At 63.9% G+C, this 23,249-nt stretch carries 20 protein-coding genes; 12 read left to right on the top strand and 8 right to left on the bottom strand.

Going from position 1 to position 23,249, the window contains the following annotated elements:
- Positions 1 to 106 precede the first annotated feature (106 nt).
- From PJK54_RS03000 to PJK54_RS02975, 6 genes are all read left to right on the top strand, one after another.
- Positions 107 to 1,276 carry an isovaleryl-CoA dehydrogenase gene (locus tag PJK54_RS03000; RefSeq protein WP_077374848.1) on the top strand — a complete coding sequence of 390 codons (1,170 nt, stop codon included), beginning with the start codon at positions 107 to 109 and terminating at the stop codon, positions 1,274 to 1,276.
- A 42-nt stretch (positions 1,277 to 1,318) separates the two neighbouring features.
- Positions 1,319 to 2,926 (top strand): carboxyl transferase domain-containing protein, encoded by a 1,608-nt coding sequence (locus tag PJK54_RS02995; protein ID WP_191237512.1) that lies wholly within the window; start codon positions 1,319 to 1,321, stop codon positions 2,924 to 2,926.
- 83 nt (positions 2,927 to 3,009) lie between these two features.
- Positions 3,010 to 3,828 (top strand): enoyl-CoA hydratase-related protein, encoded by an 819-nt coding sequence (locus PJK54_RS02990; RefSeq protein ID WP_271302214.1) that lies wholly within the window; start codon positions 3,010 to 3,012, stop codon positions 3,826 to 3,828.
- Positions 3,829 to 3,934: 106 nt separating this feature from the next.
- On the top strand, positions 3,935 to 6,196 hold the full coding sequence (locus PJK54_RS02985) for an acetyl/propionyl/methylcrotonyl-CoA carboxylase subunit alpha (RefSeq protein ID WP_271302213.1): 2,262 nt from the start codon (positions 3,935 to 3,937) through the stop codon (positions 6,194 to 6,196).
- Between the two features lie 6 nt (positions 6,197 to 6,202).
- Positions 6,203 to 7,114 carry a hydroxymethylglutaryl-CoA lyase gene (locus PJK54_RS02980; protein WP_271302212.1) on the top strand — a complete coding sequence of 304 codons (912 nt, stop codon included), beginning with the start codon at positions 6,203 to 6,205 and terminating at the stop codon, positions 7,112 to 7,114.
- Positions 7,115 to 7,327: 213 nt separating this feature from the next.
- On the top strand, positions 7,328 to 7,663 hold the full coding sequence (locus PJK54_RS02975; protein WP_077374863.1) for a zinc ribbon domain-containing protein YjdM: 336 nt from the start codon (positions 7,328 to 7,330) through the stop codon (positions 7,661 to 7,663).
- A gap of 150 nt (positions 7,664 to 7,813) precedes the next feature.
- Here PJK54_RS02975 and PJK54_RS02970 read toward each other — a convergent pair whose 3' ends face one another.
- A complete protein-coding gene (locus tag PJK54_RS02970) occupies positions 7,814 to 8,179 on the bottom strand; it encodes a hypothetical protein (RefSeq protein WP_077374866.1) in 366 nt (121 codons plus the stop codon).
- A 467-nt stretch (positions 8,180 to 8,646) separates the two neighbouring features.
- Between PJK54_RS02970 and PJK54_RS02965 the strand changes: the two genes are divergently transcribed.
- On the top strand, positions 8,647 to 9,417 hold the full coding sequence (locus PJK54_RS02965) for an SDR family oxidoreductase (RefSeq protein ID WP_271302211.1): 771 nt from the start codon (positions 8,647 to 8,649) through the stop codon (positions 9,415 to 9,417).
- A 129-nt stretch (positions 9,418 to 9,546) separates the two neighbouring features.
- On the opposite strand, the gene trxC is transcribed toward PJK54_RS02965, so the two are convergent.
- The 3 genes from trxC to PJK54_RS02950 form a co-directional block, all read right to left on the bottom strand.
- Complete coding sequence (trxC, locus tag PJK54_RS02960) at positions 9,547 to 9,984, bottom strand: thioredoxin TrxC (RefSeq protein WP_077374872.1); 438 nt, start codon at positions 9,982 to 9,984, stop codon at positions 9,547 to 9,549.
- Between the two features lie 256 nt (positions 9,985 to 10,240).
- Positions 10,241 to 11,230, bottom strand: coding sequence for a YeiH family protein (locus PJK54_RS02955; RefSeq protein WP_271302210.1), 990 nt, complete (start codon positions 11,228 to 11,230; stop codon positions 10,241 to 10,243).
- A gap of 155 nt (positions 11,231 to 11,385) precedes the next feature.
- Entirely contained in the window at positions 11,386 to 13,029 is a 1,644-nt protein-coding gene (locus tag PJK54_RS02950) for a GMC family oxidoreductase (protein WP_077374875.1), read from the bottom strand.
- A gap of 396 nt (positions 13,030 to 13,425) precedes the next feature.
- Between PJK54_RS02950 and PJK54_RS02945 the strand changes: the two genes are divergently transcribed.
- From PJK54_RS02945 to PJK54_RS02930, 4 genes are all read left to right on the top strand, one after another.
- Positions 13,426 to 14,652 carry a TRAP transporter substrate-binding protein gene (locus PJK54_RS02945; protein ID WP_191237517.1) on the top strand — a complete coding sequence of 409 codons (1,227 nt, stop codon included), beginning with the start codon at positions 13,426 to 13,428 and terminating at the stop codon, positions 14,650 to 14,652.
- On the top strand, positions 14,652 to 15,233 hold the full coding sequence (locus tag PJK54_RS02940; protein WP_077374878.1) for a TRAP transporter small permease: 582 nt from the start codon (positions 14,652 to 14,654) through the stop codon (positions 15,231 to 15,233). The genes PJK54_RS02945 and PJK54_RS02940 overlap by 1 nt, the downstream gene beginning before the upstream one ends.
- Before the next feature lie 10 nt (positions 15,234 to 15,243).
- The gene (locus tag PJK54_RS02935) at positions 15,244 to 16,521 is read left to right on the top strand and encodes a TRAP transporter large permease (RefSeq protein WP_077374881.1); all 1,278 of its coding nucleotides are present in this window, start codon (positions 15,244 to 15,246) and stop codon (positions 16,519 to 16,521) included.
- Positions 16,522 to 16,702: 181 nt separating this feature from the next.
- Positions 16,703 to 17,461: an IclR family transcriptional regulator gene (locus PJK54_RS02930; RefSeq protein WP_271302209.1), complete on the top strand. Its 759-nt coding sequence runs from the start codon at positions 16,703 to 16,705 to the stop codon at positions 17,459 to 17,461.
- Positions 17,462 to 17,675: 214 nt separating this feature from the next.
- Here the strand turns inward: PJK54_RS02930 and PJK54_RS02925 are convergent, their stop codons facing one another.
- From PJK54_RS02925 to PJK54_RS02910, 4 genes are all read right to left on the bottom strand, one after another.
- Positions 17,676 to 18,152 carry a universal stress protein gene (locus PJK54_RS02925; RefSeq protein ID WP_077374887.1) on the bottom strand — a complete coding sequence of 159 codons (477 nt, stop codon included), beginning with the start codon at positions 18,150 to 18,152 and terminating at the stop codon, positions 17,676 to 17,678.
- Between the two features lie 48 nt (positions 18,153 to 18,200).
- Positions 18,201 to 19,544 (bottom strand): TRAP transporter large permease, encoded by a 1,344-nt coding sequence (locus tag PJK54_RS02920; protein ID WP_205632734.1) that lies wholly within the window; start codon positions 19,542 to 19,544, stop codon positions 18,201 to 18,203.
- A complete protein-coding gene (locus PJK54_RS02915; RefSeq protein ID WP_077374890.1) occupies positions 19,541 to 20,107 on the bottom strand; it encodes a TRAP transporter small permease in 567 nt (188 codons plus the stop codon). The genes PJK54_RS02920 and PJK54_RS02915 overlap by 4 nt, the downstream gene beginning before the upstream one ends.
- Positions 20,108 to 20,225: 118 nt before the next feature.
- Positions 20,226 to 21,290: a TRAP transporter substrate-binding protein gene (locus PJK54_RS02910; protein WP_255303130.1), complete on the bottom strand. Its 1,065-nt coding sequence runs from the start codon at positions 21,288 to 21,290 to the stop codon at positions 20,226 to 20,228.
- A 451-nt stretch (positions 21,291 to 21,741) separates the two neighbouring features.
- On the opposite strand from PJK54_RS02910, the gene pdxR reads away from it, so the two are divergent.
- Entirely contained in the window at positions 21,742 to 23,244 is a 1,503-nt protein-coding gene (gene pdxR, locus PJK54_RS02905; RefSeq protein ID WP_136938741.1) for a MocR-like pyridoxine biosynthesis transcription factor PdxR, read from the top strand.
- The last annotated feature ends 5 nt before the right edge of the window (positions 23,245 to 23,249 follow it).

Raw genomic sequence — 23,249 nt, 5'->3', positions numbered from 1 at the left:
ACCGCCTGCACCGGCCATGAACACTGCCTCGCCTGTCGCGTGGCTGCACGCACAGTCAAGACGCTCGAAGCGCTTCTCATCTCATCGCTGCAAAGGATGCCCGCTCATGCACAGCCTCTATACGCCGCTGGATTTCGGACTCGACGAGACACACACCCTGCTGCGTGAGCAGATCAATGCCTTTGCCCGCGACGAGATCGCACCACGCGCCGCGGAGATCGACGCCAGCAATGCCTTCCCCGATGACCTGTGGCAGAAGTTCGGCGACATGGGCCTGCTGGGCATCACCGTCCCCGAGGAAGATGGCGGCAGTGGCATGGGCTATCTGGCGCACTGCATCGCCATGGAAGAGATCTCGCGGGCCAGTGCCTCGGTGGCGCTGTCCTATGGGGCCCACTCCAACCTGTGCGTCAACCAGATCAAGCTCAACGGCAGCGCGGAGCAGAAGGCGCGCTACCTGCCCAGGCTGATGAGCGGTGAGCATGTCGGTGCCCTGGCGATGTCAGAGCCCGGCGCAGGCTCGGACGTGGTCTCGATGAAGCTCAAGGCCGAGAAGCGCGGTGACCACTACGTGCTCAACGGCAACAAGATGTGGATCACCAATGGCCCGGATGCCCACACGCTGGTCGTCTATGCCAAGACCGACCCGGACGCCGGTTCCAAGGGCATCACCGCCTTCATCATCGAACGCGACTTCCCCGGCTTCTCCACCGCGCAGAAGCTCGACAAGCTGGGCATGCGCGGCTCCAACACCTGCGAACTGGTCTTCCAGGACTGTCAGGTGCCGGCCGAGAACGTGCTCGGCGAGGTCAATCGCGGCGTGAAGGTGCTGATGCGTGGGCTGGACTTCGAGCGCACCGTGCTCGCCGCCGGCCCCATCGGCATCATGCAGGCCTGCATGGACATCGTGGTGCCCTATCTGCATGAGCGCCGTCAGTTCGGCCAGGCGATCGGCGAGTTCCAGCTGGTACAGGGCAAGATTGCCGACATGTATACCACGCTGAATGCCTGCCGCGCCTATCTCTACGCCGTGGCCGGCGCCTGTGATCGCGGCCAGACCTCGCGCAAGGACGCCGCCGGCGTCATTCTCTATTGCGCCGAGAAGGCCACCCAGATGGCGCTGGATGCCATCCAGCTGCTGGGCGGCAATGGCTACATCAACGAGTACGCCACCGGCCGTCTGCTGCGCGATGCCAAGCTCTACGAGATCGGTGCCGGCACCAGCGAGATACGCCGCATGCTGATTGGCCGCGAGCTGTTCAATGAAAGCGCATGACGCCCCACACCATCCGTTTCCCTTCGCTGATGGAGCTGCCGCATGGCCATTCTGACCTCCCTGATCAATCCGCGTAGCGACCAGTTCCGTGCCAATCATGCCGCGATGCAGGCCGAGGTCGAGCGCCTGCACCAGCTGCTGGACGGTGTCGCCGCCGGTGGTGGCGACAAGGCCCGCGAACGCCACGAATCGCGCGGCAAGCTGTTCGTGCGGGAACGTATCGACCACCTCATCGATGAGGGCTCACCCTTCCTGGAGCTGTCGGCGCTGGCGGCGCATGACGTCTATGACAGCCCGGTGCCCGGCGCGGGACTGGTCACCGGCATCGGCCGCGTCAGCGGTGTGGAATGCGTCATCGTCGCCAACGATGCCACCGTCAAGGGCGGCACCTATTTTCCGCTGACGGTCAAGAAGCACCTGCGTGCCCAGGAAGTGGCCCGCAAGCATCGCCTGCCCTGCCTCTACCTGGTGGATTCCGGTGGCGCGCATCTGCCCCATCAGGACGAGGTCTTCCCGGACCGCGATCACTTCGGCCGCATCTTCTACAACCAGGCGACGCTCTCCGCCGAAGGCATTCCGCAGATCGCCGTGGTGATGGGCTCATGCACCGCCGGTGGCGCCTACGTTCCGGCGATGGCCGATGAATCCATCATCGTGCGCGAGCAAGGCACCATCTTCCTCGCCGGCCCGCCGCTGGTGAAGGCGGCCACCGGCGAGGACATCAGCGCCGAGGCACTCGGTGGCGCCGAGGTGCACTGCAAGATCAGCGGCGTGGCCGATCACTTCGCCGACAATGACGCCCACGCCCTGCAACTGGCACGGCGAGCCGTCTCGCGCCTCAACTGGCAGCGCAAGGGGCAGCTCGCGCTGCGCGAATCCCGCCCGCCACGCCTGGACCCCAACGAGCTCTACGGCATCGTCGGCACGGACCTCAAGAAGCCCTATGACGTGCGCGAAGTGATCGGTCGGCTGGTGGATGATTCGGACTTCGATGAATTCAAGCGCTACTACGGCGAGACACTGGTGACCGGCTTCGCTCACCTGCACGGCCATCCGGTGGGCATCATCGCCAACAACGGCGTGCTGTTCTCGGAAAGTGCCGTCAAGGGCGCCCACTTCATCGAGCTGTGCGCCCAGCGCAAGATTCCGCTGGTCTTCCTGCAGAACATCACCGGCTTCATGGTCGGCTCACGTTACGAGCACGAGGGCATCGCCAAGCACGGTGCCAAGCTGGTGACGGCGGTGGCCTGTGCCAGGGTCCCCAAGTTCACGGTGCTGATCGGCGGCAGTTTCGGCGCCGGCAACTACGGCATGTGTGGCCGCGCCTACGACCCCAACCTGCTGTTCATGTGGCCCAACGCACGCATCTCGGTGATGGGCGGCGAGCAGGCGGCCAACGTGCTGGCCCAGGTCAAGTATGAGCAGCATGCGCGGGAGGGCCGCGACTGGCCGCAACAGGCACAGGAGGACTTCAAGGCACCGGTGCGCGAACAATACGAGCATCAGGGCCACCCCTGCTATGCCAGCGCCAGACTCTGGGACGATGGCGTGATCGACCCGCTGCAGACCCGCGACATTCTCGGCCTGTCCCTGGCCGCCGCGATGAATGCCGAGATAGAGGAGAGTCGCTTCGGTGTCTTCCGCATGTGATTCGCTCAACCAGTGAGAAGCCCTGACAGCCGACTCACTGGATGAATGATGATCCATTGGCTAACTGATTGGACAAGGTGACGATGACTGAATTCTGCCGACTCGAGATCGACAAGCGCGGTGTCGCCACTCTGACCCTGGCGCGCCCCGGGGTGCACAACGCCTTCGATGACCGGTTGATCAAGGCGCTGAACGGCCATCTGACGCACCTGCACGCCCTGGCGAGTCAGGGCGAGGTACGCGTGATGGTGCTGGCCTCCGAAGGCAAGAGCTTCTCGGCCGGGGCCGACCTCAAGTGGATGCAGCGCATGGTCGAGTATTCGCGCGAGGATAACCTTGCCGATTCCCGGGAGCTTGCCCGCCTGATGCAGCTGCTCGATGAACTGCCCTGTCCCAGCGTGTGCCGCGTGCAGGGGGCCACCTTCGGCGGCGCCGTGGGTCTGGCGGCCTGCTGCGACATCGTGCTGGCGGCCGAACGCGCACGCTTCTGTCTCTCCGAGGTGCGCATCGGCCTGGCACCGGCGGTGATCAGCCCCTACGTGCAGCGCGCCATCGGCATGCGCCAGATGCGCCGCTATGCACTGACCGCGGAAGTCATCGATGCCCACACCGCCCACCAGCTGGGGCTGGTGCATGACGTGTGCAGTGATGAATTGCTGGAGGCGCGCGTCGCCGACATGGTGAGCACGCTGCTGGCGACCTCGCCCGAGGCCAGCCGCGCCACCAAGGCCCTGCTCGCCGAGGTGGCCGTCGTCGACGACGACGCCCGGCGTCAGACACGCTGCTGTGAGGTGATCAGTCAGCTGAGGGTCAGTGAACAGGGACAGGCTGGACTGGCGGCATTCTTCGCCGGGACTCGCCCGCCCTGGGCGCCATCCGACGACGACAGCGCATCATCATGACGCGCCCTTCATCGACTCGCGGACAACGTCCTGAGCCACCCTCGGTCTTCTGCTGAGACGCGCCTTGCGACCGCCCCCTTTTTCCACTTCGCCACGGGATCTTGCCATGAACGTCAATCGCGATACTGAACAGCGACTGCCCACCGGTTGCGGTGAGATCCGCAAGCTGCTGATCGCCAACCGAGGTGAGATAGCGGTCCGCGTGATGCGCACCGCTCGCGCCATGGGCATCCAGACCGTTGCGGTCTACTCCGATGCCGATGCCAATGCCCTGCACGTGCGGGAAGCCGACGAAGCCGTGCGCCTCGGCCCTGCCAGCGCCAGGGAGAGCTATCTGGATGTCGACAAGGTCATCGCGGCAGCCCGCCAATGTGGCGCCGATGCCGTGCACCCGGGCTATGGTTTCCTGTCCGAGAATGCCGGCTTCGTGCGCGCCCTGGCCGAGGCCGGACTGATCTTCGTCGGCCCGCCGGAAAGTGCCATCGCGGCCATGGGCGACAAGTCGGCCGCCAAGGCGCGCATGCAGGCCGCCAGCGTGCCGTTGGTGCCCGGCTATCACGGCGATGACCAGAGTGACGCGCTACTGCAGTCCGAAGCCGACCGCATGGGCTACCCGGTCTTGATCAAGGCCTGCGCCGGCGGTGGCGGCAAGGGCATGCGCGTGGTCGAGCAGGCTCGGGAATTCCAGGCAGCGCTGGACAGCTGCCGACGCGAATCCCGCGCGGCCTTCGGCGACGAGCGCATGCTGATCGAGAAGTATCTGACCCAGCCGCGCCACGTCGAGGTTCAGGTGTTCTGTGACAGTCATGGCAGTGGCGTCTATCTGTTCGAGCGCGATTGCAGTGTCCAGCGTCGTCACCAGAAGGTGCTGGAAGAGGCCCCGGCACCCGGCCTGACACCGGCACTGCGCCGCGAGATGGGCGAGGCCGCGGTACGCGCCGCACGGGAAATCGGCTACGTCGGCGCCGGTACCATCGAATTCCTCCTCGATGCCCCGCAGCCCGGCAGCGAAAGCCATGGCGCCTTCTACTTCATGGAGATGAATACTCGTCTGCAGGTCGAGCATCCCGTCACCGAGATGATCACCGGCGAGGACCTGGTCGAATGGCAACTGCGCATCGCGCGTGGCGAGCCACTGCCCCGCCAGCAGGATGAACTTGAGCTCAAGGGTCACAGCTTCGAGGCGCGGCTCTATGCCGAGGACCCCGACAACGATTTCCTGCCTGCCACCGGTCTGCTGGAACGCTTCCGACTGGATCTCATCGGCGCCGGACTTGCCGGTGCCGAGGTCGAGAGCGCGCAACAGGCCTCCGGTACGACGACCCTCAAGGTGCGTCTGGACAGCGGCGTCGCCGAGGGCGATGACGTCTCGATGCACTACGACCCGATGCTGGCCAAGCTGATCACCTTCGGCCCGAGCCGTGAACAGGCACTCGATGCGTTGCTGCGTGCCCTGGCGGCGCTCGAGATCCGTGGTGTCACCACCAACCGTGCCTTCCTGACGCGACTGGCGGCGCATCCGGATTTCCGCGCCGCCCATCTGGATACCCGCTTCATCGAGCGTCACCACGCCAGTCTGTTTCCGACGCCTGAGCTGGACCCCGGCACGCTGGCGACGAGTGCCCTGCTGGCCCTGGCACGCCTCAATGACAGCGATGACGCATCTGGCTCGTCCGCGCCGACCCAGCCTGTCAGCCCCTGGCAGCGCCGTGATGGCTGGCGCAATGGCACGCCCCACCAGGTGACGTTGGCGTTCTGCCTGCCCGGGGACGCCGAATGCGAGGAACACAGCGACAAGGTGGCTCAGGTCATCGCCCGCCGCCCGCGTGCCTCGGGCGGGCCCGCGAGCGTGAACGACGCCCCTGTGCCTGCCTCGGGCTGGCAGCTGGAAGTGAGCACCCACTCTCACGGGAAGCGCCAGACGACACGCCTTGATGGCCACCTGTCGCGTCTTGCCGGCAATGCCATCGCCGTGACGCTGGACGGGCACCGTCGTCGCTATCAGGCCAGTCACGCCCCGGCGCGTGGTGGCGAGCTGCTGGTGCTGACCTGCGCGCAGAGCAGCGACGCACTCCCGTCCGAGTCGCGCCTGCTGTGGCGCCGCGCGGACGCCGTCGACCACGCGCAGCATGAGACCCAGGCGACCCTCAACGCCCCGATGAATGGCACCGTGGTCGCCCAGCTGGTCGAGGCTGGCGTCGCGGTGACGGCCGGCACGCCCTTGATGGTGATGGAGGCCATGAAGATGGAGCACACCATGAACGCGCCCGCCGATGGTCAGGTCGCGCAGTTCCACTTCCGTGCCGGCGACAGCGTCACCCAGGGTGACGTGCTGCTGGAATTCACGGCTGACGACGCCAAGGAGTGAGTGAGCATGCACTTTCCTGACAGCGTACGTATCGTCGAGGTCGGTGCGCGTGATGGCCTGCAGAACGAGTCCGCCCATGTCGATACGACGACCAAGCTGGAACTGATCCGGCGCCTTGCCGACTCGGGCCTGCGCCATGTCGAAGCCGCCAGTTTCGTCTCCCCCCGCTGGGTACCCCAGATGGCGGACCATCGCGAGATCATGCTGGCACTGGCCGAGCATGACACCCGTGGAGTGACCACATACTCCGCCCTCACTCCCAATCTCAAGGGGCTGGAGGCGGCGCTTGAGTGTGGCGTGCGTGAGGTGGCGGTGTTCGGTGCGGCCAGCGAGTCCTTCTCGCAGCGCAACATCAACTGCTCGATCGCGGAATCTCTCCAGCGCTTCGCCCCCGTGATGGCGCGTGCAGCGGCAGCCGGCGTGCGTGTGCGCGGCTACGTGTCCTGCGTGCTGGGCTGCCCCTACGAGGGCGAGATCGCCCCTGAGCAGGTCGCGGCGGTCGCGCGTGAGCTGCGTGACATGGGCTGTCATGAAGTCTCGCTGGGGGACACCATCGGCACCGGCACCCCGCTCAAGGCCAAGCAGATGCTGGAACGCGTCAGCCGCGAGGTGCCGGTCGAACGCCTCGCCGCCCACTTCCACGACACCTATGGGCAAGCGCTTGCCAACCTCTACGCGGTGATGGAAGAAGGCATCGCGGTGATCGACAGCTCGGTGGCCGGGCTGGGGGGCTGCCCCTATGCCAAGGGGGCCTCGGGCAATGTCGCCACCGAGGATGTGCTCTATCTGCTGCAGGGAATGGGCATCGACACTGGCGTGGATCTGGCACGCCTGGCCGCGACCGGCGACTGGATCAGCCGCAAGCTCGGGCGCCCCAATGGCTCACGCGTCGGCCAGGCTCTGATGGCGAACGGCTGATGGCGAACGGCTGATGGCGAGCGGGGAAGGTTGCCGCTGGAATTGCGACCAAGCGCCGCAGCAGCGGGCCATCTGCCCGCAATCGGTGTAGGCTTGCCGGCTTCCGCGCACCGCTTGAGCCCGATGCGCGCCTTTCCATCGCATGTCCTTGCCTTGAGCGCCGCGCCCCCCGCAGGCGCACGACACAAGCGGGACAGACTTCAGGACACCGAGATGAGCGCCCTCCCCAACTGCCCGGCCTGCAATTCCGAATTCACCTACGACGACGGCATGCAGTTCGTCTGCCCGGAGTGTGCCCACGAGTGGTCCAAGGAGGCCGTCGTCGAGGACACCGGGCCGGTCTATCGTGATGCCAACGGCAACGAGCTGGTGGATGGCGACACCGTCACCGTGATCAAGGACCTGAAGATCAAGGGCACCTCCTCCGTGGTCAAGGTCGGGACCAAGGTCAAGAACATCCGCCTGATCGAAGGGGACCACGACATCGACTGCAAGGTGGATGGCGTCGGCCCGATGAAGCTCAAGTCCATGTTCGTGAAGAAGGCCTGAGCGGTTCGAGTGCCTCTGGTGACACCAGAGAAGCGTCATGAGCCATGAGCCATGAGCCATGAACCATGAAGCCCCGCCAGAGTCTGCTCTGGCGGGGCTTCATGCGCTGATGCTCCAAGACACCCGCTCTCGCCGGGGGTCCGTGAGCACTCACTGCTTGGGAGTCGGCTTGTCCAGGGGCGTGACGTTGGAAATCTCGATCAGCCGTTGCCCACCCACCTTGAATTCGAAACGACCGCTGATCTGGACTTCGCGCCCGAGATAGGCACCGATGCGTTCGGGGGGATGCAGCTCGATACGCTGCTGCCCGGCGCCTTCCAGCCAGTAGCGCTCCGGCACCTGCTCACTGCGTATCCTGCCCTGCACGGCCACCTGCTCGCCCTGCCAGGCCTCCGAGTGCTCGAGCAGCGTGGTGACACTGGCAGGGCGCGGCGCACCCAGCTCGTCACAGCCGCTCGCCAGCGCCAGCAGCATCGCCACGCCCACCATCAGTCCGCGTTGCCTGTGATCCTTCATGTTCGTTCCTCATGTCGCTGCCCATTTCCCGTGATGGGCAGCGCTCCTGAAAATTCGGGGATGGCGTCTTTCAGGCAATCCTGTCGCGCAGGGGTTCCCGTCCCCTGACACGGCCAGACGACGGATCACCACTCGCGAGGGGGTAAATGCGAAGTTCCGAATACTTCAGTGCCAAGTGTGACAGCTGTTAGACGAAGCGATAAGTCGCCAAGGCGGACAGACCAACAGAATCAGCCAGTCTCATCAGGTCGTCGCGTCTGCCACGGGGCACTCGACCAGTAGCTGGCATGATGGCAAGGTCTCGTCACGTCATGCTTTCGCATGCCCCGCTTGTCATCCTCTCGATCAGGACACAGGTCAGGGTCGCCATGTCGAAGGCCGGCGCCACGTCGGAAACGACGTGGCAGACCCGGCAGGACGAGAGACCATGAAGGACATTCCCCACCCAGAACGCAAGAGACTTCACGATGATGACACGCAAAGTGGCCTATATCACCGGCGGTGCCCAGGGAATCGGACGCGGCATCAGTGACTACCTGCTCGCCCATGGCTGGCGAGTCGCGGTGGTGGATATCGACGTCCGGGCGGGCGAGCAGTATCTGGCGAGTCACGCCGCGACCCACGGCGAGCCGGACAGCCTGCGCGTCGAGGCCGTGGATGTGCGCAATGAAGACGCCGTCGCCGCCAGCATCGCGGCCACCTGCCAGGCCTTCGGGCGCTTGGACGCCGTGATCAACAACGCCGCGATCGCCGACCCCTTCCAGGGCAAGCTCGAGGAACTGTCCCTTGAACGCTGGCATCAGGTACTGGATACCAGCCTGACCAGCAGCTTCCTGACCGCCAAGCACGCCGCGCACCATCTGCGCGAGACCGGCGGCAGCATCGTCAATCTGGCCTCCAGCCGCGCCCTGCAATCCGAGCCGGATACCGAGGCCTACGCCGCCAGCAAGGGCGGAATCGTCGCCCTCACCCACGCCATGGCGATGAGCCTGGGGCCGGAGATTCGCGTCAATGCGGTCAGTCCAGGCTGGATCGATGCAAGCCCCCTGCAGAAGGACGGCGAGGCGGAGTCGCTGAGTGACGAAGACCACGCCCAGCATCCCGTCGGACGCGTCGGCCATGTCGATGACATCGCCGCGCTGGTGGCCTTCCTCATCTCGGAAAAGGCCGGCTTCATCACCGGTCAGAATCATGTCGTCGATGGCGGCATGACCCGCAAGATGATCTATGCCGACTGATACGAAATGGCCTGATACGACAAGGCCCGATACGACAAGGCCTGATACGACAACGCCTGGCGCATAGTCGCGTCAGGCGTTGTCCGTCCACTTCCTGCCCCCGCCTTCAGCGCGGCGGAGAGATTGCCATCACACCGCGTGCGGTGCCAGCCACTGCTTGAGCTGACCGGCCTGCATCACGCCGGATTCACGCGCGAGCTCCTTGCCCTGCTTCATCACCAGCAGGGTCGGAATGCTGCGAATGCCGAAACGACCGGCCAGCGCCTGCTGGGCTTCGGTGTCGATCTTGGCGAAGCGCACGCGGGTACCCATCTGCGCCGCGACCTCATTGAAGATCGGCCCCATCATCTTGCACGGACCGCACCAGCTGGCCCAGAAGTCGATCACCACCGGCATCTCGCTACGCGTGACCAGTGCCTCGAAGTTGGCGCTGGTCAGTTCCAGCGGCTCCTGGGGCAGCACGGCGGCGCTGCACTTGCCGCAGACGGGATTGTCATCCAGACGCGCGGTGGCCACACGATTGAGGGCAAGACATTGCGGACAGGCCAGCACGAGGGATTCAGACATGATCGGACTCCAGAAGAATGGGGATGCGGCGCGCTGCGCTGACGGCTCAGCGTCAGACACGTACCGATAGCGCAGATCATACGACTCGTGGGCCGATAAGCAATTGAGGCATCTTATCGCCTTGATTGGCTGGCTGTATCAGCCGCTCACGGGCTGACATCTGCCCCCTCGGGATATTCCCTCATCGGCGACACGGGCCCTGCCAATCATGGCAGGGCCCGTGTCGTTCATCCCCCGTGCGCCCCATACCGTCAGGTCACACGCTGGCCAGCCCGAACTTGATGCACAGCGTCACCAGCACCAGCAGGAAGAGGGTTTCCACCACCATCAGGATCACCGGCTTCCAGCCCACCACCGCCAGCTTCTGAAACGACGTCTTGACCCCCAGCGCGGCAATCGCCGCCACCAGACACCAGCGTGAGAGGTCTGTGAAGCCTTCCACGGCGACGCTCGGCACCCAGCCGAGGCTGTTGATCAGCACCAGAGCCACGAAGGCGATCAGGAAGGTGGGGAACATCGGCACCTTGCCCCCTTCATCGCCATTGGCCTGGCGTGCACTGCGAAACAGCAGCATGAAGACCATCACCGCCGGTACCAGCATCGCCACGCGCAGCAGCTTGACGAAGGTGGAGACATCGCCGGTGTGCTCGGAAATGATGTAGCCCGCCCCCACCACCTGGGCCACGTCGTGGATGGTGCCGCCGAGTAAGATGCCGGCCTCGGTATCCTCAAGCCCCAGCAGTCTGACGATCAGCGGATAGGTGATCATCGCCACGGTCGAGAGGGTCGTCACCCCGACCACGGTCATGATGGTGTGACGCTCACTGGTGGCGTTGCGCGGCATCACCGCCGACAGCGCCAGTGCCGCCGAGGCACCGCAGATGGCCACCGAGCCACCGGTCAACAGCCCCATGTCACGGTCCAGCCCCATCACGCGCGCCAGCAGCGCGCCGAACACGATGGTCGCCACCACCCCGAGCACCACCGTGATCACCGGGCCAACACCGAGACTTGCGACCTGCTCCAGCGTGATGCGCACGCCCAATAGCGCCACGCCGAGGCGCAGTACCGTCTTGGAGGCGAACTCGATCCCCGCCCTGCAGGGTCCGTCCTCGGAGAGAAAGTGCAGCGACATGCCGAACAGCAAGGCATACAGCAGCGTCGGGCCGCCGTAATGATCGGCGATGAAGGTGGTCGCCAGCGCGATGAGGATGCAGATCAGCAGGCCCGGCATGATGATGCGCACGCGCCCTTCCAGATTCCGCAACAGACGGGTAGGCGGTGTCGATGTGTCGTGAAGTGATGAGCTGTCGTGATTGGCCACGCGAATATCCCATGAAAAGGCAAGCAGGATGGCAGGGCCTGAGCCCTGCCCTGGAAGATGACAGATGCCGGTACCTGCTAGCTCGCCTGCGCCATCTCGCGCTGAGCCGCCTTGATCATGTCAGCGGCCTTCTCGGCGATCATGATGGTCGGGGCATTGGTGTTGCCCGAGACGATCACCGGCATGATCGAGGCATCGACCACCCGCAATCCGTGCAGGCCATGCACTCGCAGCGCGTCATCCACTACCGCCAGCGGGTCGTGGCCCATCTTGCAGGTCCCCGCCGGGTGATAGATGGTCTGGCTGAACTGGCGCGCGGCCTCCAGCAACTCCTCGTCACTCTCGTACTGCACGCCGGGCACGTACTCTTCGCTGATCACGGCGGCCAGCGGTGCCGCCCGGGCGATACGCCGCGCCACCTTGATGGCGTCCACCACCACGCGGCGATCTTCCTCGGCACTGAGGTAGTTGGGCTGGATGGAGGGATAGACGCTGGCATCCGCGCTGGTGATGCGCACATGGCCACGGCTGTGCGGGCGCAACTGGCATACGGACGAGGTGAACGCCGAGAACGGGTGCACGCCATCGGCGGGCTTGTCGGCACTCAGCGGCTGCATGTGGAACTGGATATCCGGGCGTGTCAGCCCCTCGCGTGACTGGGTAAAGGCACACACCTGGCTGGCCGCCAGGGTCAGCGGGCCGGTGCGTGTGAAGAGGTACTGGGTGCCGACCGCCAGCTTCTTGATCGGGCTGCGCACTTCATCATTGAGGGTGCGGCACTGGGTCTTGAACACCAGCCGCACCTGCAGGTGGTCCTGCAGGTTTTCCCCGACGCCCGGCAGCGCATGCAGACATTCCACCCCGACACTGGCCAGATGCTCAGGGTCCCCGATGCCGGAGCACTGCAGGATCTGCGGACTGCCGATGGCGCCGCTGGACAGCACCACTTCGCGCTCCGCCCGCGCCGAGCAGACATTGCCCTTCACCTCGTACTCGACCCCGACCGCGCGCTTGCCTTCCAGCAATACCCGACGGCAGTGAGCATGCTTGACCAGCGTCAGATTGCTGCGCGTGAGCGCCGGACGCAGGAATGCCTTGGCCGTGCTGCAGCGCAGGCCCCGATACGTGGTCTGCTGGAAATAGCCCACCCCCTCCTGACGCTCACCATTGACGTCCTGGTTGAGCGGAATTCCCGCCTCCACCGCAGCCTGGATGAAGCGCTCGGCGATCTCTCGCTTGAGGCGCAGATCCGAGACATGCAATGGGCCATCCGCCCCATGCCACTGGTTGGCCCCCCGCGCCTGGCACTCCGACTTGCGGAAATATGGCAGGACCGACTGATAGTCCCAGCCTTGATTGCCCTCGGCGGCCCAGTCGTCGTAGTCCTCGCGCTGGCCACGAATGTACAGCAGGCCATTGAGCGAACTGGACCCCCCCAGCACCTTGCCGCGCGGCCATTGCAGCCGACGACCATTGATGCCGGCATCCGGGTCGGTCAGGTAGCACCAGTCGGTGGCGGGGTTGTGCATGGTCTTGAAATACCCGACCGGCACATGGATCCACGGATTCCAGTCCGAGCCACCCGCTTCGAGCAGCAGCACCTTGATGGAAGGGTCTTCGGTGAGACGATTGGCCAGTACGCAACCGGCGGAACCCGCCCCGATCACGATGTAGTCATAGAAGGCTTTGGCGTCTGCATTGGCGTAACGTGTTGTTTTCATTATTTTCTCAACCATATTGAGACATATTGTCTCGTAATCATGGTATCGAAAGCATGTTTCGTCAAATACGAAACAAAACGTCTCGTTTATTTTGCCAAAGCACAAGAACTGCCCTACATTGAGATTTGTCTCGCGCCGGTAAGGGATGTGAAACGCCCCCCGAAGCCGAAGCGGAACCGAAGCGGAACCGAACCGGGACCGAAGCGGAGCCGAAGCGGAACCGAACCGGGGCCGAAGCGGAACCCAGTCACACGCTCGCTTTCGTCACGTGTGAAAAGACACCACAAGAAAAAGACGCCAACAGGTGTCATGACGCCAGGGAACACCAGATTCCCACTGCGTTCAGCCCAGACTGCATCCCACCACAAAAGCAAACACAACACCGGGAGCACTACCATGCCATCGCCACTCAGCAAGTTGTCACGCCGTGACTTTCTCGACATCTCGGGCCGCTTCGGTCTGACCTCGACCCTGCTGGCCGCCACCGGCCTCGGCGCAGGTCTTACCGCGTCCACGCTGGCGCGCGCCGCCGATCAGGAGCAGCAGAAACGCTACAAGACTGCGCCCAAGTTCCAGCTGCGCTTCGGTGCCTCGGGCTTCAACGAGCGCAATCTCGATATCCAGAAGTCCGGCCAGCTGTTCTTCGCGCGGGATCTGGAAGAACGCACCAACGGCGCCATCCGCGTCGAATTCATGGGCAGCAACGAGGTCTGCAACCAGCTGGACTGCGTGGCCAAGACCCAGCAGGGCATCGTCGACATCTACTCGGCCTCCACCCAGAATTCCTCGGGCAGCGCGCCCTACCTGAACGTGCTCGACTTCGCCTATCTGTTCCCCACCGTCGCCTCGATGTTCCACTTCTTCTATCACAGGAAGAGCGAGCAGCTGCTGCGTGAACCCCTGCGCCAGCGCCACAACCTGCAGTTTTTGTTCACCCACTGTGACCTGCGCGGCATCATGCTCGGCCTCAAGTGGCAGGACAAACCGCTGGTCACCAGCATCGACCAGCTCAAGGGCACCAAGAACCGCGTCACCGGCACCCAGATGGGCCGGATCGCCATGGAGCAGCTGGGCCTGAATCCGGTGCCGGTCGCCTGGGAAGAGACCCTCGATGGCCTGCGTCAGGGCCTGCTGGATGGCGCCGAGACCTGGATGAGCGCCGTGGCCTACGCCGGCATGGCCCCGGTGGTCTCCCAGGCCGTCGACCTGCGCTTCTTCGCCGGCACCGAGCACACCGGCATGAGCCTGCCCAAGTTCGACAGCCTCGGCGCAGAACTGCAGGACCAGGTGATGGAGTCCGCCTACTGCGCGCAGATCTTCACCCAGGGCATGAACGAGGCCGGGCGCTTCGAGATCGTCGGGGCCACCGAGCACCCCGCCCCCGGCACCGTCTTCGCCGAGAACAACGTGCGCGTGGCACCACTGTCGGATGCCGAACGCTCACGCGCCGAACAGATGTGCTCGCCGGAATTCAATCCCGAGCCGTGGGAGCAATGGCGTGAGCGCCTCAACAAGTGGTCCGGCGGTCTCGACATCTATCAGGAAATCCATGCCGTCGCGCGTGAGATCTCCCGCGACACTGCCGCCGTCAACGTCAAGCCGCAGCGCTGGTGGAGGGGGTAATGGGCGATACCACCATCTTCAGCCAACCGACCAAGCACCCCGCCATCAAGAAGGCCGCGCCCTGGGCGCGTCCCTTCCTGTGGCTGGATGCCCATCTGGAACAGGTCGTCATCCTGATCGCCTATTCCGGCATGGCCGGCATCATCTTCGTCGAAGTCATCCGGCGCTTCTTCTTCGGCCTGCAGGCCCCCTGGAGCACCAGCATTCCGGTGCTGCTGTTCCTGTGGCTGACCTGGTTCGGCGCCTCGCTCAACGTCAAGAAGCGCACTCACCTGAGCCTCAACGAGATCCGCATGAAGCTGCCGCGCGGTGGCCAGTTCGCCTGTCTGATTCTGGATGCCGTGCTGTGGATCGGCTTCGGGCTGATGGTGATCTACTTCACCACCACCCAGGTGACGCTGGCCTATGACAACTACGCCATCGTGCCGGGCACCGACAACGTCATGCAGTGGTGGTTCTACCTCGCCACGCCGCTGGCGTGGGTGATGATCATCTATCGCGTGCTGCAGAATCTCTACGCCGACTGGGCGCGCTATCGCCGCGGCGAGTCCTTCAACCTGCAACCGTCCATCATGGACTGAGGAGGTCATCATGACTGACAGCATCTGGATCTCCCTGATCACGGCGGGCGTGACGGCCTTCTTCCTGCTGGGGGTGCCCATCTTCCTCGTCATCGGCCTGTGGGTGGTCGGCACCAGTCTGGTGATCGACTTCACGCTGGCCAATGTCGGGGTCACCCTCTTCCAGGGCCTGAGCTTCTTCGGCCTGCTGGCGCTGCCGCTGTTCATCCTCACGGGGGACCTGATCAACGCGGCGGGGATCGCCAAGCGACTCTCCGACTTCGCCTACTCGACCCTGAGCTGGATGCGCGGCGGTATGGGCATGTCGACCCTCGGCGCCTGTGGCCTGTTCGCGGCGATTTCCGGCTCCAACGCCGGCACCACCGCCACCATCGGCTCGATCATGCAGCCCGAGATGGTCAAGAACGGCTATGACGAGCGCTTCGCGGCCGCCACGGCCGCCTCCGGCGGGACCGTGGGCATCATCATTCCGCCCAGCATCATCTTCATCGTCTACGGCTTCATGATGAATCTGTCGATCAGCGACCTGTTCATCGCCGGCATGGTGCCGGGCGCCCTGATGGTCATCGCGATGATGGTCGCCTGCTATCTGGTGGCCCGCCAAAATGGCTGGGGTCAGCTGCAACCCTTCAAGGCGGGCGTCAGCGCGAGGCTGGCACGCAAGGCCTATCTGGGCTTCGCGACCATCGGCGTGGTGGTCTACGGCATCTACTCGGGCAAGTTCTCGCCGACGGAAGCCGCCGCCATCACCGTGGGCTTCACCATGATCGCGGGACTGCTGATCACACGGGAAATCAGCCTGAAGAAGCTGCCGACCATCATGCTGCGTTCAGGCCAGATCGCCGGCATGCTGGCACCGCTGATCGCCATCTCGGTGGTCATGCAGCAACTGCTCTCGGTACTGGGGGCCGGTCAGGCGCTCAGCGACATGCTCAGCGGTATCGACAACTACTATCTGACGCTTGGCACCTGCATGCTGATCATCCTGCTGGCCGGCATGATTCTGGAAAGCCTGCCGGTGACCATCATCCTGGCGCCGATTCTCGCCCCCATCGCCCAGCAGGCCGGCGTGGACCCGATCCACTTCTCGGTCATCTTCCTGGTCGGTGCGGCCATCGGCTTCGTCACGCCCCCCTTCGGGCTCAATCTGTATGTCGCCAGCAGCATCACCGGCATCTCCTACGTCAGACTGGTGAAGTACGTGATTCCCTACTTCATCGCCCTGATGGCCTGCTGGCTGGCCATCTGTCTGATTCCGTCTCTTTCCCTGTTCCTGGTAAACCTGTAACACTAGCCTCATCGACAGCCCCGCGAGGGGCTGTCTTCGTCTCATTGCCGCTGCGGACACCCCCGTTCCCGGTTGACGTGATGAATCGATGCACTGACGCCCTGCCGACCTGCACCTGACGGCCGACATGTCCCTTGAGACCTTCCGCGACATGCACCGACAGGCAGGATGAGGACACTAGATGAGCAAGGACACTCCCACGAATTCGACGCTCTTTCGCGCGCTGGGCCTGCTGGAAGAGGTCGTCACCGCTCAGCACCCCATCAGCGCCGCGGATCTCGAGAAGCGCTTCGAGATTCCCAAGCCCACCGTGCACCGTCTGCTCAAGCAGCTGGAAGAACAGCAGCTGATCAGCCGGGATCTGGATGGCCGTCACCTGTTGCCCGGCCAGCGTTTCCGGCGCATGTCGCTGGGCGCACTGGCCAATGAGGGCCTCAAGGCGCCACGCCGCGTGCTGCTGGAAAAGCTGGCCGGGAAGGTCGGCGAGACCTGCAACCTGACCCTGCTGGATGGCCACGAGGTGATGTACTACGACCGCGTGGAAACCAACTGGCCGGTGCGTATCCAGCTGGCCCCCGGCTCGCACCTGCCCTTGCACTGCACCGCGAGCGGCAAGCTATTTCTGGCACTGATGCCGCTGCACCGTCGCCGCGCGCTGCTGCAGAGTCTCGCGCTCGAGGCCCATACGCCCTGCACGCTGACCTCGCGGACCACGCTGGAAGAGGCACTCGACACCGTGGTGCGCAATCAGCTGAGCACCGACGACGAGGAGTTCATCCAGGGCATGGTGGCGATTGCCGTGCCGGTCTTCGATGAGGTCGGCCAGATTCAGGCCACCCTGGCGATCCACGCGCCACGCCTGCGCCACTCCATCGAGTCCTTGCTGGAATGGGCACCACTGATGCGTCAGATCGCCACTGAGCTGGAAGGTACGCTATAGACCGTGGCTTCCCCGCTGCATCGCCCGAAAGACATCGCCCGACTGGCATAGCCCGACTGGCATCGCTCGAGTTGCATGACACCCAAACAGCTCGCCCCCGCAGACAGTCACTGTCCTGTGGGGGCGAGCTGTTTCATATGCCGTCTTGCTGCCTCCGCCTGTTCCCAAGGCGTCTCTTTCGAGGCGTCTCTTTCGGGGCGTCTCTCCCCCTGACTCAGGGCGTCGGTACCACCACCACCGGAATACTGGCGCGCTTGATCACCCCCTTGGTGACCTTGCCCGCGTAGGAGGCCACGAAGCCGCGCTTGTTGGTGGCCATGATGATCATGTCGCAGTCATGGCGCGTGGCGTAGCGGATGATCTCCGAGGCCGGATAGCCCTCCACCACATTCAACCCGGCGATCATCGGGCGTGGATCGCCGTCGTCATGGGTGCTCCAGAAGTCCTCCATCATCTTTTCCAGGTTCTCCCTCGCCTGATCGAGCCGTTGCTGCATCAGGCCCTCCAGCGTCGGCTTGTGACGGATGTTGACCTTGAGGGTGTTCATCACGTCATCCGACAGCGCCTTCACCGCATGCAGCACATGCAGCTCGGCGCCCGTCGCGCCCGCCAACCATACCGAGCGCGCCAGTACCCGCTCACAGTCTCCGCGCAGGCCCACACAACACAGGATTCGTCTGACTGCCGGCATATCCACTCTCCTTGCCGTTGATGAGAGGCATCAGGTGCCGCTGGCCTTTCAGTAACCCATCACCCTGGGTAGCCACAGCGAGATCTCAGGCACATAGGCGATCAGGAAGATGGCCGCCACCGACCCTGCCGCAAAGGGCAATGCCTTGAGCGAAATCTCCTCGATGGAGGCCCCGCCTATCCCCGAGGCCACGAAGAGGTTCTCCCCCAGCGGTGGCGTCTGGAAGCCGATGGCCAGCGCACAGACCACCACGATGCCCACGTGCACCGGGTCCATCCCCAGCATGTACATGATCGGCAGCAGCACCGGGGTGAGAATCATGATCGCGGCCAGCGTCTCCATGAACATGCCGACGAACAGCAGGAAGACGATGATCATCGCCCAGATGAGATAGAGGTTGTCGGTCATCGCCAGCATGCCCTCGGCGATATGGGCCGGCACGCGTTGCTCGACCAGCAGCCGCCCGAACACCGTCGCCGTGAACAGGATCAGCAGCACGCGACCGGTGATCCAGGTGGTGGTTTCCAGGGTGCGCAGCGTCGGCTTCCACTTGAGTTCCTTGTGCAGGAAGATGCCGACGATCAGGGTGTAGACGATGGCGACGATGGCGGATTCGGTCGGCGTGAACAGGCCGCTGTAGATGCCACCGAGGATGATGAAGGGCGCCAGCATCGACCAGATCCCCTTCCTCAAGGTGGCGCGGATATGTGTCCACGACCAGCTGTTGGTCAGCCCGCGATAGCCGCGTTTCTTCGAGATCACGTAGTTGATCATCAGCAGGAAGCCGGCGATCACCACGCCGGGCATGACGCCCGCGATGAACAGCTTCGGGATGGAGAGTGTCTGGAAATCGCCATGCAGCGCCACCGCTTCGGGAGGTGGCTGCAGCCCCATGCCGGAAATCCCGAAGATCACCATCGGGATCGAGGGCGGAATCACCACGCCAAGTCCACCCGAAGACGCCGTGACCGCCGAGGCATATCCCCGGTCATAGCCGCGCTTGGCCATCGCCGGAATCATCAGCATGCCGACCGCCGCCGTGGTGGCAGGTCCGGAGCCGGAAATCGCACCGAAGAACATGCAGGCAAACACCGTGGCAGCGGCAAGTCCCCCGGTCACCGGGCCGGCAAAGGCCTCGGCGATATCGACAAGACGCCGCGAGATGCCGGCGGCCTCCATCAGCGCCCCGGCCAGAATGAAGGCCGGCAATGCCATCAGCGGGAAGGCGCCCACCGAGGTAAAGGCGATCTGCACGAAGGCCATCGGGTTCTCGCCGATGCTCAGGTAGGTCGCCAGTGCCGCGACCCCCAGCGAGACGGTGATCGGTGCGCCAAGCACCAGCAGCAGGAAGAAGACGCCAAACAGGATATAGATGATGGTGGAATCGATCATGGTGTCCCGCTCCCGCGCTTGTCGTCATCATTGACGGATGGTCCTGTCTGCTTCAGCTCCTGCATTGCCTGGGAATCCGGGTCCACGATGTCTTCCTTGCGCACGAACTTGAGATAGTTGGTCTGGAGAATGCGCACCGTCATGGCGGTAAAGGCCAGCGGCAGAATCAGATAGAAGTACTTCATCGGCACGCCCATCGTCTGCGACTTCCAGAACAGGTTCATCTTGTTGAACACGAAGTCGTAGCTGTAATAGATGAACACCGCATTGAAGGCGATCCAGATGATATCGGTGAGCACGCCACAGGCGGTTTCCACCCAGCGCGGCAGAAAACGGAACTGGAAGGTCACGCGGTTGTGCGCCGACATGCGGGTGGCATAGACCGCCCCGAGATAGGCAAACCACACGAAGGCATAGGTCGCCAGCTCGTCTCCCCAGGGAATCGAGTAGCTGAAAAGGTTACGCAGCATGATCTGCGCGAAGAGAATGATGACGAACACCACCAGCAGGAACTGGCAGAGATAATTCTCGAGATTGTCCAGACACTTCAGAAATATCCGCATGCAGATACGTCTCCTGACATCGATGGCGTTCGCCACCCCCTGCCTGGCGCCCTTCGCAGGACGACAGACAGGGGAATGACGGACGGGCCGTTGAAAGCCTCAGCAGCTCAGCGCGTCATCAGGGAGCGGTGGACGGATCACGCCCGAGTGTCTCGAGCACTTCCACCAGCTTGTCGCGCCCACCGATGCTGTCGTAGAAGTCCGGCCAGATGCTGGATGCCTTGGCGATCCATTCCTTTTCGTCATTGGCGGGCTGGGTGATGGTCATGCCGTGCTCTTCCACCAGTGATTTCTTGATGGAATCCTCGGTGGCCAGCAGGTAGTCGTAGCTGTGGGACGTCGCCTCTTCACCCGCCGCCAGCACCAGCGTCTGCTGCTCTTCGCTCAAGCTCTGGAAGGTGCCTTCGCCCATGATCAGCGGTTCCATCGAGAACACGTAACAGCTGTCGGTGACGTGGTTCTGTACTTCGTAGAACTTCATGGCATCGATGGTGATGTAGGGATTGTCCTGACCATCGACGACACCCTGCTGCAGGGCGGTGAAGGTCTCGGACCACGCCAGCGGGTTGGGATTGACGCCCCAGGACTGGTAGGAGGAGATCATGATCTCGTTCTTGGGCACGCGGATGACCATGCCGGCCAGGTCCTCGGGTGAGGCGACGGCCTGCTTGGAATTGGTCAGACGACGGCAGCCGGAATAGGCCCAGCCCAGAATGCGGATACCGGAATCGCGCAGGGTATTGTCACGCAGCTCATCGCCGATCTTGCCGTGGGTCAGCGCCTTGGCATCGTCAGGGCCGTGGATGACATACGGCAGGGTCAGCACGCCGACGGTCGGCGAGAAGGGCGTCAGGTTGTTGATCGCCACCACTGACAGATCCACCAGGCCCATGCTGGCGTTGTTGACGGTGTCCTGCTCGCTGCCCAGCTGGCCGTTGGGGAAGAGGTCAACCTTGATGTCACCGCCGGACTTCTCTTCCACCAGGCTTGCGAAGGTCTTGCCCAGCTCGTACTGGGTGCCACCGGCGGCATCCCCCAGGGCCATCTTCCAGGTCGCGGCATTGGCGCCCCCGGCCATGGCCAGACTCGCGGCCGTCACCGCGACGGCCAATGACGCCTTGAGCGCGCTGGCGCCAGAGAAGTCGCGGAGGTCTGCTGATTGGGTCTGTGTCGAGTCGATCATCTTGTCTGTCCCGTCGTTATTGTTGTTGCGGGCTCCTGACGGCTGCGTGTGACCGCGAGCGTGGCACTGCGCCGGCACTCGTCAATGACGCCCGCTCTGCCTCCCACCTCCAGCAGTGTCGGTCTGTCATTCACGAGGTCCATCACACACTCATCTGCAGCCCTCAAGAGAGGGAGTGGGAAGTCGCGTCGTGCTGTCACTGTGCTTGCCACTTCACTTTCTTCCCCTGCGCCAGACCTCCATAGAACCAGTCCACTCCCATCGATGGGGCCAGTCTCGCCAGGCGCTTGCCCTGCCCCGCGCCGTCTGCCTCAATGAGGGCATTCCCGACGCATGACGAGGCGATCAAGCTCACCGCTCGCCCTGGACATGACGGGACAGGCAGGTATGAAAAATGCATGAAAAACGGGGACTTCCACGAAGATCCCCGCGACAACAACAGAGAAGATGCATGAGCCACCCGCTGTTTCACCTCGATGCCTCGCGCAAGGAAAGTCTGCAGTTCCAGATACGCGAGCAGATCTCGCAAGCCATTCTCGAGGGCCATCTGCCCCGCGATGAGGCACTGCCCTCCAGCCGCAAGCTGGCCCGCGAGCTGAATGTCGCGCGCAATACCGTGATGCTGGCCTATGACCAGCTGCTGGATGACGGCTTCCTGATCGCGCGCCAGCGCAGCGGCTATTTCATCAACCCCGACATTCTCAAGGGCCGCGCCGACACGCCGGTACGCCTCAATGACATCGACGCCGACAGCCTCGACTGGGATGAGCGCCTGGCCATCAAGCCCTCCGTGCAACGTGCCATCGAGAAACCCGGCGACTGGCACCAGTACGACTACCCCTTCCTGTATGGCCAGCTGGACCCGGAATTCTTCCCCACCCAGCACTGGCGGGAATGCAGCCGGGACTCGATGAGCGTGCCGTCGATCCGCAGCTGGTCGGTGGACCACATCAATCATGATGACCCGTTGCTGGTCGAGCAGATTCACCAGCGGCTGTTGCCACGCCGGGGGGTCTGGGCAAGCCCGGAGGAGATCCTGATCACGGTGGGGGCGCAGCAGGCGCTGTGGATCAGCTGCATGCTGCTGCTCAAGCAGGGCCAGCGGTTCGCGATGGAAAACCCGGGCTACGTCGACATGTACAACATCGCGCGTACCTTCACGGACGACATCCAGCTGCTGCCCATCGACGGCAAGGGCCTGCAGCCGGTGGAATCGCTCAAGGACTGCCGGCTGGTGTTCGTCTCGCCCAGTCACCAGTCGCCCACCGGCGTGACCTTGCCGCTGGAGCGCCGCCGCCAGCTGCTGGACATGGCCGAGACAGGCAATTTCCTGATCATCGAGGACGACTACGAGAGCGAGAGCAACTACGCCGACAACCCGACGCCCGCACTGAAGAGTCTCGATCGCCACAAGCGGGTCATCTATGTCGGCAGCCTATCCAAGACCCTCGCCCCCGGCCTGCGTCTGGGCTACATGGTCGCGCACCCCACGCTGATTCGTGAGGCGCGTGCGCTGCGCCGCCTGATGCTGCGCCATCCGCCGACCAACAATCAGCGCGCGGTGGGACTCTTCATCGCGCGGGGCTATCACGACAGCCTGCTCAACCAGATGCATCAGGTGATGCAGCGCCGCTTCCTGGTGATGCGCGACGCCATCCTGCGTCACCTGCCGATGATGAGCACGCCCTCCACCTATGGCGGTTCCTGCTTCTGGATGCACGGGCCGGCCAGCCTGGATGCCCATCGACTGGCCGCCCTCGCCCGCCAGCAGAGCATTCTGATCGAGGTGGGCGATCTGCACTTCTTCTGCGATCGCGACCGTCATCGCCACTACTTCCGCCTCGGCTTCTCGGCGATTCCGGAATCGCGTATCGAAGCCGGCATCATGAAACTGGCCGAGCTGGTGCCACTGGCGATGCAGGCGCCCGAAAGAGTCACTGACATGAGCGCCTGATTCTC

Origin of the sequence: Cobetia sp. MMG027, assembly GCF_027947415.1 — a bacterium.
Classification (GTDB): Bacteria; Pseudomonadota; Gammaproteobacteria; order Pseudomonadales; family Halomonadaceae; genus Cobetia; species Cobetia marina.
Note: the sequence above shows the minus strand (reverse complement) of the source record. Positions and strands in the feature narration are given on the sequence as shown.

Bases quoted from the DNA above. Each gene is read 5' to 3' on its own strand.
- PJK54_RS03000 (WP_077374848.1), top strand. From the start codon at position 107: ATGCACAGCCTCTATACGCCGCTGGATTTCGGACTCGACGAGACACAC.
- PJK54_RS02995 (WP_191237512.1), top strand. From the start codon at position 1,319: ATGGCCATTCTGACCTCCCTGATCAATCCGCGTAGCGACCAGTTCCGT.
- PJK54_RS02990 (WP_271302214.1), top strand. From the start codon at position 3,010: ATGACTGAATTCTGCCGACTCGAGATCGACAAGCGCGGTGTCGCCACT.
- PJK54_RS02985 (WP_271302213.1), top strand. From the start codon at position 3,935: ATGAACGTCAATCGCGATACTGAACAGCGACTGCCCACCGGTTGCGGT.
- PJK54_RS02980 (WP_271302212.1), top strand. From the start codon at position 6,203: ATGCACTTTCCTGACAGCGTACGTATCGTCGAGGTCGGTGCGCGTGAT.
- PJK54_RS02975 (WP_077374863.1), top strand. From the start codon at position 7,328: ATGAGCGCCCTCCCCAACTGCCCGGCCTGCAATTCCGAATTCACCTAC.
- PJK54_RS02970 (WP_077374866.1), bottom strand. From the start codon at position 8,179: ATGAAGGATCACAGGCAACGCGGACTGATGGTGGGCGTGGCGATGCTG.
- PJK54_RS02965 (WP_271302211.1), top strand. From the start codon at position 8,647: ATGATGACACGCAAAGTGGCCTATATCACCGGCGGTGCCCAGGGAATC.
- trxC (WP_077374872.1), bottom strand. From the start codon at position 9,984: ATGTCTGAATCCCTCGTGCTGGCCTGTCCGCAATGTCTTGCCCTCAAT.
- PJK54_RS02950 (WP_077374875.1), bottom strand. From the start codon at position 13,029: ATGAAAACAACACGTTACGCCAATGCAGACGCCAAAGCCTTCTATGAC.
- PJK54_RS02945 (WP_191237517.1), top strand. From the start codon at position 13,426: ATGCCATCGCCACTCAGCAAGTTGTCACGCCGTGACTTTCTCGACATC.
- PJK54_RS02940 (WP_077374878.1), top strand. From the start codon at position 14,652: ATGGGCGATACCACCATCTTCAGCCAACCGACCAAGCACCCCGCCATC.
- PJK54_RS02935 (WP_077374881.1), top strand. From the start codon at position 15,244: ATGACTGACAGCATCTGGATCTCCCTGATCACGGCGGGCGTGACGGCC.
- PJK54_RS02930 (WP_271302209.1), top strand. From the start codon at position 16,703: ATGAGCAAGGACACTCCCACGAATTCGACGCTCTTTCGCGCGCTGGGC.
- PJK54_RS02925 (WP_077374887.1), bottom strand. From the start codon at position 18,152: ATGCCGGCAGTCAGACGAATCCTGTGTTGTGTGGGCCTGCGCGGAGAC.
- PJK54_RS02920 (WP_205632734.1), bottom strand. From the start codon at position 19,544: ATGATCGATTCCACCATCATCTATATCCTGTTTGGCGTCTTCTTCCTG.
- PJK54_RS02915 (WP_077374890.1), bottom strand. From the start codon at position 20,107: ATGCGGATATTTCTGAAGTGTCTGGACAATCTCGAGAATTATCTCTGC.
- PJK54_RS02910 (WP_255303130.1), bottom strand. From the start codon at position 21,290: ATGATCGACTCGACACAGACCCAATCAGCAGACCTCCGCGACTTCTCT.
- pdxR (WP_136938741.1), top strand. From the start codon at position 21,742: ATGAGCCACCCGCTGTTTCACCTCGATGCCTCGCGCAAGGAAAGTCTG.